12 protein-coding genes are annotated in these 12,050 nt (G+C 44.2%); 3 read left to right on the top strand and 9 right to left on the bottom strand.

Translation table 11 applies throughout. From position 1 onward, the window contains the following. Positions 1-50: 50 nt before the first annotated feature. Both A3C46_00705 and A3C46_00710 read left to right on the top strand, forming a co-directional pair. Entirely contained in the window at positions 51-638 is a 588-nt protein-coding gene (locus tag A3C46_00705; GenBank protein OGQ22012.1) for a LemA family protein, read from the top strand. Beyond that, positions 638-2,329, top strand: a complete 1,692-nt coding sequence (locus A3C46_00710) for a hypothetical protein (GenBank protein ID OGQ22013.1) — start codon at positions 638-640, stop codon at positions 2,327-2,329. The genes A3C46_00705 and A3C46_00710 overlap by 1 nt, the downstream gene beginning before the upstream one ends. Positions 2,330-2,334: 5 nt before the next feature. Here A3C46_00710 and A3C46_00715 read toward each other — a convergent pair whose 3' ends face one another. The 4 genes from A3C46_00715 to A3C46_00730 all read right to left on the bottom strand — a co-directional run bounded on the left by A3C46_00715 (position 2,335) and on the right by A3C46_00730 (position 5,722). Continuing rightward, positions 2,335-2,835: a hypothetical protein gene (locus tag A3C46_00715; protein ID OGQ22014.1), complete on the bottom strand. Its 501-nt coding sequence runs from the start codon at positions 2,833-2,835 to the stop codon at positions 2,335-2,337. A 30-nt stretch (positions 2,836-2,865) separates the two neighbouring features. Continuing rightward, entirely contained in the window at positions 2,866-3,474 is a 609-nt protein-coding gene (locus A3C46_00720; protein OGQ22049.1) for a deoxyguanosine kinase, read from the bottom strand. Positions 3,475-3,657: 183 nt separating this feature from the next. Further along, positions 3,658-5,445, bottom strand: a complete 1,788-nt coding sequence (locus A3C46_00725; GenBank protein ID OGQ22015.1) for a hypothetical protein — start codon at positions 5,443-5,445, stop codon at positions 3,658-3,660. Continuing rightward, a complete protein-coding gene (locus A3C46_00730; GenBank protein ID OGQ22016.1) occupies positions 5,432-5,722 on the bottom strand; it encodes a hypothetical protein in 291 nt (96 codons plus the stop codon). The genes A3C46_00725 and A3C46_00730 overlap by 14 nt, the downstream gene beginning before the upstream one ends. On the opposite strand from A3C46_00730, the gene A3C46_00735 reads away from it, so the two are divergent. After that, entirely contained in the window at positions 5,721-6,497 is a 777-nt protein-coding gene (locus A3C46_00735) for a GTP cyclohydrolase (GenBank protein OGQ22017.1), read from the top strand. The genes A3C46_00730 and A3C46_00735 overlap by 2 nt on opposite strands. Before the next feature lie 165 nt (positions 6,498-6,662). Here the strand turns inward: A3C46_00735 and A3C46_00740 are convergent, their stop codons facing one another. The 5 genes from A3C46_00740 to A3C46_00760 form a co-directional block, all read right to left on the bottom strand. After that, complete coding sequence (locus tag A3C46_00740) at positions 6,663-7,874, bottom strand: hypothetical protein (protein OGQ22018.1); 1,212 nt, start codon at positions 7,872-7,874, stop codon at positions 6,663-6,665. A 132-nt stretch (positions 7,875-8,006) separates the two neighbouring features. Continuing rightward, positions 8,007-8,609 carry a penicillin-binding protein activator LpoB gene (locus A3C46_00745; protein OGQ22019.1) on the bottom strand — a complete coding sequence of 201 codons (603 nt, stop codon included), beginning with the start codon at positions 8,607-8,609 and terminating at the stop codon, positions 8,007-8,009. 72 nt (positions 8,610-8,681) lie between these two features. Further along, complete coding sequence (locus A3C46_00750; GenBank protein OGQ22020.1) at positions 8,682-9,956, bottom strand: hypothetical protein; 1,275 nt, start codon at positions 9,954-9,956, stop codon at positions 8,682-8,684. A 109-nt stretch (positions 9,957-10,065) separates the two neighbouring features. After that, positions 10,066-11,040, bottom strand: a complete 975-nt coding sequence (locus A3C46_00755) for a hypothetical protein (protein ID OGQ22021.1) — start codon at positions 11,038-11,040, stop codon at positions 10,066-10,068. Positions 11,041-11,166: 126 nt separating this feature from the next. Beyond that, positions 11,167-11,937 (bottom strand): hypothetical protein, encoded by a 771-nt coding sequence (locus tag A3C46_00760; GenBank protein OGQ22022.1) that lies wholly within the window; start codon positions 11,935-11,937, stop codon positions 11,167-11,169. Positions 11,938-12,050: the final 113 nt, after the last annotated feature.

The raw sequence follows: 12,050 nt of genomic DNA on the forward strand, positions 1-12,050 counted from the left end.
TGAGATACTGGATCCCTGCCTTCGCAGGGATGACAAAAAGGAGAATAATCATGAAAAGAACATGGATTTTACTCGGTGCACTTGTGGTCGTTGTACTCATCAGTTTTGGAAGCATCAAAGGAAATTACAATCAAATTGTGACACTGCATGAAAATGTAGAGACGTCGTGGGCACAAGTGGAAAATGTTTTGCAGCGACGAAATGATTTAATTCCAAATCTTGTCAACACCGTGAAGGGTTATGCCGCTCAAGAAGAACGGGTCTTAACTGAAGTGACGGAAGCTCGAGCAAAAGCATCGGGAGCGCAGACTATTCCAGAAAAAGTCGATGCGAATAATCAGCTCTCTTCAGCACTGAGTCGTTTACTTGTGGTGGTTGAGAAATATCCTGATCTCAAATCGAATCAGAATTTTTTAGCGCTTCAAGATGAACTTGCTGGAACTGAAAACCGGATTGCCGTAGAGCGCAAACGCTATAATGAAGCCGTACAAGGATACAATACGACTGTTCGTCGTTTCCCCACAAATATCATCGCCGGGGCTTTTGGATATGAACGACAAAACCGCTATTTTGAAGCAACTGAAGGGGCAACAGAAGTACCCCAAGTGAATTTTGATACACGTGGCGGTGGACAATAATGAGTGTCGTTCCTTCAGATTTTCCACCTCCGGTCACAAAAAATGAATTTATTACCTCCCCTTCTGGATCAACTGAAACAACACTTGAAGCAGGAATACTCTTTGTGGGAGCAGGCCCCGCGAGTTTAGCTGGTGCCATTCGCCTGGCACAGCTTCTGAATGAAGCACCTGAAATAAAATCAAAGCTCGGTGATTTTCCGATCGTCATCGTGGAAAAAGGGAAATATGTGGGCGCTCATCTTCTTTCTGGTGCCATTATTAATCCTGTTGGCTTCCGAAAACTTTTTCCTCACATGAAAGATACAGATTTTCCTTTTTATGAATCGATCGAAAAAGAAGCCGTCTACTTTCTTACAGAACAAAGCTCTTTTCGACTTCCAACACCGCCGACGATGCGCAACCATGGATATTTTTCCGCAGCGCTTTCAAAAGTTGGAAAATGGCTTGGAAGCCAAGCGGAAAGTTTAGGTGTTACGATTCTTCCTGAAACAGCTGCGTCGAAACTTCTTCTTCAAGATGATCGTATTGTCGGCATTCGAACTGGTGATAAAGGACGCGACCAACAAGGAACCCCAATGCCAAACTTTGAGTCTGGTGTGGATCTCAAAGCCAAAGTCGTCTGCCTCGGTGAAGGGACGCAAGGTCATCTGACACAACAAGCGATTGAACACTTTCATCTGCAAGGATCAAATCCTCAGATATATGCGCTTGGCGTCAAAGAAGTTTGGGAAGTACCGCAGCCACTCAATCGTGTGATTCACACCATGGGCTGGCCGCTCAAGCTTTCGAAAAAGTATCATGAGTTTGGCGGAAGTTTTGCGTATCCGTTTGGAAAAAATAAAGTTTCACTTGGACTCGTTGTTGGGCTGGATAATCGTGACGCAAGTCTCTCCACGCACGATCTTTTGCAGCAGATGAAACTTCATCCCCTTTTTCAAAAAATTCTCAAAGGAGGAAGAAGACTCGATCAAGGTTGGGGTGCAAAGACAATTCCTGAAGGTGGATACTACTCCCTTCCTAAAAATCTCCACGCTCCTGGCGCACTCTTTCTTGGCGATGCTGCTGGTTTTGTGAATGTACCAGCTCTCAAAGGCATTCACTATGCGATGCACTCTGGCATTCTTGCTGCGGAAACAATTTTTGCAGCCCTGAAAGCCGGGGCTTCTCTGCAGGAAGAAAAAATATTGCACACTTATGACAAGACCATGCACGAAAGTTTTATTCTGAAAGACCTCTATCGTGTTCGAAACATGCGACAAGCTTTTGGTTCTGGTTTTTTTATCGGCGCAAAACTCGCCGGGCTTATGACGATCACTGGCGGCCTGTTTCCTGGTTGGCGATTTGGAGTGAAGGCAGATAAAGATCAGCCCCTCTTTAAAAACCAGCGAACCTACCCAAAACCAGACAACAAAATCACTTTTGATAAGCTCTCAAGCGTCCATGCCGCTGGCAATCGCAGTCGCGATAAACAACCCAATCACTTGCGCGTAGAAACAAAAGTATCACCGGAAGTTGGAGATGCACTCATCAACATGTGTCCTGCTCATGTCTATGAATGGAAAGAAATTGCAGGAGAGAAACAACTCTTCATCAATCCCACCAACTGCATCCACTGTGGCGCCATCTCCGCCAAAGGGGGCAGGCTTACTCCACCCGAGGGCGGCAGCGGACCGGAATATTCGGAGATGTAACTTAATCATGGCGCCGTCGGTCCGAAAATAAGACCCATCTCTCTGCGAAGATGAGCCACGGCATCAATTTCGCTCTGACGAGGAATATAGTTACTGCTCAGCTCTTCAAAACCAAAAAGTGCTCCAATAATTATTTTTGCTTTTTCAGGTTCAATCATATCTTCATTTTTTATTGTTCCATCACAACTGAGGTCAATTTCTATAGAAAACGATTTGGGACAAGCAGTTGGGAAGTAAGTGAGCATACCATTCCGGTATGCTGACCCCATTGTTTGGTTTTGACGATAGCACCTTTTCGTTATGCTACCGTCAGATGAAATAAATTTCTGATAGTTCATTTCAGCACATTTATATCCATCCTGTATGGAAATCCCAATTTCACCATCTCCCTCTTTCTCCCCAGAAGTAAATTCTTTTCCAACCGAAGAAGCAGGAAGCAAATCTATTCCCGCGAATTTATTAAGAGCTCTTTTTATTTTATCGGTAACAACAATCGAAACGCTCATCTTTTCTCCTTTGAAATGAAATTAGAATTATTACAAATGTTTCTGAATCACTTGCAGCAAATCTTGCCGATGAATGAAGTCTTCGAGGTAGTCTATTTTTTCGGTTGAGAATCGAATCACGGGTGATTTGTCGTAGTGGTCGATCCATTTGGTGTAGAGCTGATGAAGACGTTTCAGATATTCATCAGGAATCGATTTTTCTTCTACTCTTCCACGCTTCGCAATTCGTTTCTTGAGAGCTCGAACAGGACACTCAAGATAAATCAAGATTTTCGGCGGAGCAATCGTTTCAGCGATCGTTTCATACAAGGTGCGATAGGTTTGATAATCTTCTTTTGACATACTCCCCTGTCGATAGAGATTTTCTGTAAATACTTCAGCATCTTCAAAAATCGTACGATCCAAAATGACGCTTTCAGGAGACGCCGCAATCTCACGATGCATTTTAAATTTCTGAATCAAAAAAAACATTTCAAAGTGAAATGCCCAGTGCTTCATGTCGTTGTAGAAAAGTGGAAAATAAGGATTTGCGTCGTTCTGTTCAAAAAATGGCTTAAGACCAAATTGGTTGCAAAGAAAATCGACCATACTCGATTTTCCTGATCCAATATTTCCTGCGATAGCGATGTATTTTGACATAAGTTCAATTGGCTCGACATGACCAAAAGGTGCCTGACATCTTTTTGGCATGGTGTGAATGCAAAAAAGTGTCTGGCACTTCTTTTGGTCATGCTCGATATCGCCAAAAGAAGTGTCAGGCAGTTTCTGGCTCAACAACCATCGCCAGAAATCTGCCAGACACCTTTTGGCTCATATTCTCTCTCAAATTTCATAACCATTTTTTGAAAGCATATGGAGAGCAATTTTTTCTCGAAGCTCTTCGGTATTGACGAAAAGGGTCGGTGCAATGCGATCGAGCGCTTTTGCATATTTTTCGAATTCTTTTGTCTCTCCTGCCATATTCATCAGTGCCTGTCGCGCTCGATTGGAAAGTTGATGCATCTGTTCTGCAATCCCTACCTTGCACATTGCAATGGCAATCGAAGCTTTTTCATTTCCAGAAAGACGAACGATCTTGAGCGCACGAATCACGCCTGACTCCAATGCATACGATTCCGAAATCAGATCAGCAATAAGAGCTAATACGCGTTGTTTGTTTTCAAGTTGATCCGCATACTGCTGCACAGCAACTCCAGCAACATACACAGCGAGTCGTTTCATTTGCTCCACTGCTTCCACTTCGTGCGTCAGTTCTCCATAATCTTGAGCAGGAGGAAAACCTGATTTCAGTTGTCCTAAAATTTCCTGAAGCTTTTGCATAAAAGGAAGTTCTTGCGACATGGCACGTTTCAGAACTGTATTCGCAACAATCAAGCGATTGATTTCATTTGTTCCTTCAAAAATGCGATTGATACGAGAGTCGCGATAGAAACGTTCAACATCATATTCGGCAATATACCCATAGCCGCCAAATGCTTGCACTGCTTCATCTGCAACGATTTGAAGTGCTTCGGAGCCATAAATTTTTGCGATCGAAGCTTCGACTGCATATTCTTTTAAGAAGCTCTCTCGTTTCGTATCAAAATCAGCGGAACTCCGATCGAGTGTTCCAATTGATTTATCGATCATGTCCGCAAAGCGATAGACGAGAGATTCAAGCATGTAGGTCACAAGAGCGCTTGTCGCAATTTTATCTCGGATCAATGCAAACTCAGCAATCGGTTTTCCAAACTGCTGACGCTCTTTGACATACGGGATCATTTTTTCGATTAAACGTTTACAACTTCCAAGACAAGCAGCGCCAAGCTTCCATCGGCCGAGATTCAAAACATTGAACGCGATACGATGACCTTTTCCAATTTCGCCGAGCACATTTTCAACAGGAATTTTTGCATCTTTCAGGACAAGGGGTGTTGTAGATGAACCATGAATTCCCATTTTCTTTTCTTCGGGTCCGGTGGAAACTCCTTCAAAGTTTCGCTCCACCAAAAATGCGGTAAACTTTTCTCCATCAATTTTTGCAAAAAGTGTAAAGAGATCTGCAAATCCACCATTGGTAATAAAAACTTTTTCGCCATTGAGAATGTAATGTTTTCCATCTTTGGAAAGTGTTGCACTCGTACGATGGGCAAGCGCATCCGAACCAGCACCAGGTTCAGTCAGTGCATAGGCGCCAAGCCACTCTCCTGTTGCGAGTTTTGTCAGATATTTCTGTTTCTGCGCATCGGTGCCAAATGCGCGAAGAGGGAGCATTGCAATACCGGTATGGCACATGAAAGCGACAGTAAAGGAACCTTGATGTGTTAAATTTTCAGAGATAAAGGTGGTAGGAACTTTTCCGAGCTGCAATCCGCCATATTTTTCCGAAACTTCTGCCATCAGGAGACCAAGTTCTCCTGCTTTTTTGAGAAGTCCTGGAATGACCCCTTCCTTTTTTGCTTCAATCTCATCTGATTTTGGAAGCACTTCGTTGATAGAAAAATCAGATGCGAGTTTTGCTAAATTTCTTTCATCTTCATTTTGTTCCTCTGGAATAAAAATATCTCGAGTTCCGATCGGCTCGAGTAAAAAGCCTGCTCCTTTGACAACACTCTGTTCATTTCCTGACATCATTCCTCCTTAAAATGAAAAGCTGTTCTGTTGAAAACGTCTCTCGGAGGCATTGTCTCACTACGGAAAAAATCCTCACACGCCGGATTTTTCCCTGCGCTTCAGCCTGCTGTGCATTGAGGCTTCGTTTCCAGCGTCTGAAGACGCCGCTCGACAATCGCCTCCTGCGGCCGTTTTCAATAACTAACTCCTCGATTGTACTGATTAACCACTTGAAATCAAAGTATTTTTTTGCTCTCTTGACTCTGACCACCAAAGCAACGAAGGTGCGGCCCATGAAGGATGTTCAAAACCAACGCGATGACCGCCAGATCCCGATTGATAAGGTCGGAGTGAAAGGCATTCGCTATCCGATCAGCTTGCTCGACAAACACGAAAAAGAACAGCACACGATTGCATCTATTAATATGTATGTCGATCTCCCTCATCATTTTAAGGGGACCCACATGAGTCGATTCATTGAAATTCTTAATGAATATCGACGCGAAATTCACATCGATCGTCTTCCCGAAATTCTTGCGCAAATGAGAAAAAGTTTTGATGCGAGCTCAGCACATATTGAAATTCGATTTCCTTATTTTATTGCCAAATCTGCTCCGGTCACAAAAAGCATCGGAATGATTGACTACGAATGTTTTTTTACGGCATCGAGTACGTATCAAAATGACGATTCCATTCTTGGAGTGAATGTTCCGATCATGACGCTCTGTCCTTGCTCTAAAGAAATCAGTGAGTATGGCGCGCACAATCAGCGTGGCATTGTCTCTCTCGAAGTGCGGCAGAAAAAAATGATTTGGATTGAAGATTTGATTGAGATTGTTGAAAAAGCCGCAAGCTCGCCGATTTACTCGCTTCTCAAACGTCCTGATGAAAAATTTGTCACCGAGCAATCTTACAACAACCCAAAATTTGTTGAAGACGTGGTGCGTGACATTGCCCTGACAATGAATGAACACGACAATGTCAGTTGGTATCGCATCTCCGCAGAAAACTTCGAAAGCATCCACAACCACAGTGCGTATGCGTTTGTGGAAAAAGATAAGAAAAGTTAACGAGAAATTCTCACATGTCATTGCGAGGAGCATAAGCGACGAAGCAATCCGACACAAGGTGTCGTCCCGAGCGGAAGCGAGGGATCTCCGGGAGATCCTTCGTCTTCGCCTCAGGATGACCTTCGGTCAGATCGCCACGCCCTTTGGGCTCGCGATGACATCACTCTAGAAAAAACGTTCCACAAAAAATGTTTTTTCTCCTGATTTAATTTCAACACGGCGTTTTACAGTGTTTGAATCAGCGGAAACGATCTCAACATCATGTTCACCCGCAGGAAGTGCGATGACAGCGCCTTGAAAACTTCGCGGAAGCGTTGACCAACTGCGAAGATCTGCGCGATTTGTTGCTAAGAGTAAGATTCCTACCAGAATTCCCAAATCTTCGTCGACCTGAGTTCCAAGCGCAACTGCACTTCCTGTTTTCACCGCAAAACGAGCTGTAGCTCGTGCGATAACTTCAGGTATCTCATCCTTGAGCGCTTCTTTCACCGTCATCGCAAGGTCATGATAGAGATAAGCTTTGGTTTCGCGTTGATCAACGCGGATGACTATAGGAAGAGGATCAAAGAGTTCACTGGGATAGGTTGGAATCGGAAAAATTTGGAGACCATTCGTCCCTTCCGTCGATTCTTTCAGAGGAACCGAGCCACTGCCCAGAAGAACGACGAGTTCTCCCTCATTTTTCTTTAAGAGTCGGGGTATCGCTTCTTTATATTTTCGTTTCCATTCTTGACATTGCGACAGCGACCCAAGTTTTTGACAAAGCATGAGCAATCGCTCACGAATCAGTGGATCCTGGATCTCCTTTTTCTCCAGCCACTTCCAATCGATGTAAGCATCATTGAGTTTCCCATTGACTTCCCAGACGAATGCTTCCGTTAATTTGAGGAATGGATCTTGAAGATACGTTTTTTTCACATTCTTAAAATAATCGACATAACGATTTTCGATTTGACGCATTTCAATCAAAGCTTTTTGTGGTTCCTTGAGCGCTAAATAATTAAGAGTTTGATAAAGATCGACGAGCGGTTTTTCAAAGTCGCGCGCATGATAAGGAATAATATTGTCGTTCGCGATCACAGATGCTGTTTTTGAAACCACTTGTGTTGCCTGCGCTTCGACAAATTCCTCTGCCCGCATAAAAACGCGGTTACTCTCTTCATATCTGCCTGCTGCCTGAAGAAGTGTTGCCTCATCTAAAAGTGAGAGGAGTCGATCGCCTTTTGGAACATTTTTCTTCTGTGCTATTCGCAGAGCCCTATCAAAATTTCCACGCTTCGCATGCCAACGCATCTGCTCTGCACGATGAAGATAGGTGCCACTACATGATGTAAGGATGAAAATAACGAAACCTGAAAGCAAAAAACGCGGAATCATGACTCTTGAAACCTCTCAAAAAGATTCAGATGCAAGGAAGCCTGAAGGAAGCCGACTGAGGCATACTTAAATATACGCCGCAAGGAGCGCTGACGAAGGCGACGAAGCAGATGAATTTTTTTCAGAGGTTTCTCATGTACCAGTAAAGCGTTTGCGGAAGCGCTTCTTAATTTCCAGATCATCAGTCCAGAGGATCGTGTTCTTTTCAAGATCGGTCAAAGAGAACGTCATTTTGTAATAGACAATCTCCTGCCTGCCGACCGGCTGTTTGATCGAAGAGAGGGTGCCTGAGAGAAAATAGTCAGCGCCGAGTTGACGTCCACGTTTCTTCGCTGTCTTGGGATCGACCCACTCTGATTCTTGATAGACTATTTCTTCTTTGACCGCTGGTCTCATGTTTTCATTCACAAACGTAAATTTTCCCGACTTAAACAGAAGTGTGCGTGACTTATCGGAGAGCGATTTCATATCGATATGCTCATCCGTATCGTTCCCAAAGAGACTCATCATGGTCACAAGTTTCCCCGAATGCTCTGTTACTTCGGGTGAAGTAGAAATCGATGAACTGATTTTTTCTGCAATCTGCTGCAGGTCTGATTCAACAAATTTATCAGATCGGAGAATGATCTCATTGGGATCAATATACTTTCCTTTTGCATAGCGCCGACCACAAGAGATTCCTGACAGCGCAAGGGTAAGAATAATCAACGATGTGGTGAAGAAACATTTCATCATACCTCCAAGTTTTCTTTGAAATGTCTTCTTCACTCACCTAGGACCAAATGTCAAAATCAAAAAAGATGGGAGCTACGGAGAAAGCCGAAATGATGCAGAATCTTGAAGTGGCGTTCTGATACCGGAGAGGCGGGAATCAAAACGAAATGTCGTTTCAACGGTAAGACCAGAAGCATCTGGCAAAAGCGCATTGATGCCGAAAATTTTCTCTTGTTCTCCCGCTTCAAATTTAAAAGTGCAACGAATAGGATTCGCACTATCATTACATTCTGGCATTGGTGTCGTCATTCCAAATGATCTCACTTTATCGGGAATGGAAATCGTCAACGTCAGATTTTCCGTCTTCACTCCATTTGGATTTGAAACAATAATATCGAGATTCAGTGACGATCCCAATGCAGGAGTACCGTACATCACATGCGTCAGTTCAAAATTGCTCTCAGCGCTGACATGAAGTGGAATCATCTGCAGCGCATGTTCACCGTCACTACATTTTGCTCGAAACCGAAGCGTATGTGTGGCGTTTTGCGAAGCCACTTCCTGTTTCACCCGAAGACGAAGTAGTTCCACGCACAGCTTTGATCGGTCTTCTTTTTCACCTGGTTTCTTTTTCTCTTTAGCATCACGTGCCGTAGAAAAAGAGATGCGATTCATATCTGATTGATAGGTAATCCGCGATGACTCTTCTCCTTCAGCATCTTCTTCGGAAACCAACTCAAGTTGATCGGGGAGATAAAACGGGAGAAGCGTACAACTGCACGGATAACGAACATGCACGGTATGTTCTTGTCCCGGTTTCAGATCCACACGAGAAAGATCTGGGAGTTGACGCAGTTCATCTTCGTACCCTGCTTTCATGGCAATTTCAAAATTCACATCCTTGCCTACAATAAATGCTTTGCAATTGGGTGGAAGTGATTTTTTCTCTTCTGTGGTAGTGGAAGTTCCTGTGGTTGAACTTCCCGTTTGAGAAGAATCAGTTTCAGAACTGGTGGGAGATGTCATGCCAGTTGTCGATCCACTTCCTGAAGCTGAACTCCCTGATGCCGTGATTTGCTTTGACGTAGAAGACGTCGAAACCACAACATCTTCATTAAGATGCACACAGTAATCACCTTCGCCACAAGCATTGATGACAAATTTTCCAGTTGAAAGCGTACGACCGGAAGCACAGCGCTTTCCATCTTTGGTGACGGTAATCTGAACGCTCCCTGCCCCTTTTTCATTAAAGTCGAGAAAGCCGTTGCTATTGTCGTCGACAAAAATCTGCCCCCGAATCTTTCCCTGACAGGCAGAAAAAGAGAGTGCGAGAACAATGCCAAGAATAAAAAGAGGAAAACGCTTCATATAATGTTTCAGAAAGCAAAGTTTATGCCATGAGTATAAAGGTTAAATAGCTTAAATAAAAGGATTTTTTAAGAGTTAAAAGAAGCTCTGCGGAGTGCAAAGTCATCACTCACTCATGCAAAAGGCGCTTAAACTCCTCAGTTAAGGCAGGAAGGACTTCAAAGAGATCGCCGACAATTCCGTAATCAGCTTTGGAAAAAATGGGAGCTTCGGGATCTTTATTAATCGCAACAACGACCTTTGACGTTCTCATCCCGGCTAAATGTTGAATCGCACCAGAAATGCCGCAAGCAATATAGAGTGAAGGATTGACTGTTTTTCCCGTCTGCCCCACTTGATGATCATGGGAAATATATCCTGCATCGACAGCAGCACGTGATGCTCCAACGGTTGCGTGAATGGAATCGGCAAGATCGCGAATGAGTTTAAAATTTTCTGTACTTGCGAGTGAACGACCACCGGAAACAATACGGTCTGCCTCGGTCAAATCGACCATCCCTTTTTCTGCCACTTTCATCTCTTCAACTTTTGTCCGAGAAGATTCGACATTCCCTTGATATGAAACCACTTCTGCTTTCCCAGGCTTTGGTGCGGGAGTTGGATAGGTATTCGGACGAGAAGTCGCCATCTGGATCTCGCTTGAAAAAAGAACATCAGCCTGAACTTTTCCGGCAAAAAGAGCCCTGCGGGCCCTCAATTTTTCCTTTTCAAGAGAGAGGTCAACACAATCCGTGGCAAGGCCTGCACCAACACGAGCTGCCGTTCGTGCCAAAAGATCTTTCCCCAAGGAAGAGGCTGAAGCGAGAACCACCTGCGGCGTTTCCTGGGTAATGATATGAACAAGAGCTGTCGTCATGGCCTCTGATGTATAAGATGCAAAAACATCTTGTTCTGCAGCAATGACTTTCGAAACACCGTATGACGCTAAAACATCGGCGGCAGATGAAGCTCCTTTTCCAAAAAGGAGGAGACTCACATGTCCATTCAACTGTCCTGCGAGCTCTGCTCCTTTACCGCAAAGTTCAAGTGTATATTTTTTTGGCTTTCCCGCTTCGTGTTCGCCGACAATCAATATGTTAGCCATAGTAATCTCCTACTCTCTAATGTCATCGCGAGCCCGAAGGGCGTGGCGATCTCCTGAAAACATTGTCTACAGGAGATTGCTTCGTCACTTACGTTCCTCGCAATGACACAATTTTTTAAAGCAAATCTAAATCACTTTTGCTTCTTCGCGCAGCAGACGAACCAGTTCTTTTGCCGCTTCCTGTGGTGTCCCTTGAATCATTTTGCCGGCACGACCTTCCGGTGGCATCTGATAATTCGTAATCGAGATACGCGCACCTTCTCCTGCTAAAAGATCTGCAGCTTTATGTTCCGCAATTGGCTTTGATTTTGCTTTCATAATCCCTGGAAGCGATGCGTAGCGTGGTTCATTCAAACCTTTGTCACATCCAAAAACAGCGGGAAGCGAAACCGTCATAATCTCTTTCATTCCGCCAGAGACCGGGCGTTGCACACGAACACTCGCTTTATCGTCAGACAGATCAAAGGATTCAATCGGAGAAACATGGGGCCAGTTCAAAAATTCAGCAACACCGACGTGAACTTGAGCTGCGTCATCATCGATGGCCTGTTTCCCCGCAAAAATGAGATTGAAATTTTCTTGTTTGCAAACAGCTGAGAGAGCTTTTGCGGTTGTAAAAGGGTCGAGCGTTACTCCTTGTGTGTCGATACGAATGCCCCGATCAGCTCCCATCGCAAGCGCTTGTCGCATTGACTCCACGGCACGAGCAGAACCAGCGGTCATGATCACCACTTCACCAGCTCCTAATTGTTCTTTGAGTTTAATTGCAGCTTCAAGAGCAAACTCATCATAAGGGTTCATGACCCATTTCATTTCAGATTCGTCGATATGATCTCCCACGATTTTAATGCGCGATTCTGTATCGGGCACCTGCTTGACGAACACACCGATTTTCATGTCCTTCTCCTTAATATAGTAAATTAACTTTTTATGAGTATTGATGTCATTCCTGCGAAAGCAGGAATCCAGTCTTTAAAAACTCTGGATCCCCGCCTTCGCGGGGATGACAT

The sequence above is a fragment of the Deltaproteobacteria bacterium RIFCSPHIGHO2_02_FULL_44_16 genome (assembly GCA_001798185.1).
Taxonomy (GTDB): Bacteria; UBA10199; UBA10199; order 2-02-FULL-44-16; family 2-02-FULL-44-16; genus 2-02-FULL-44-16.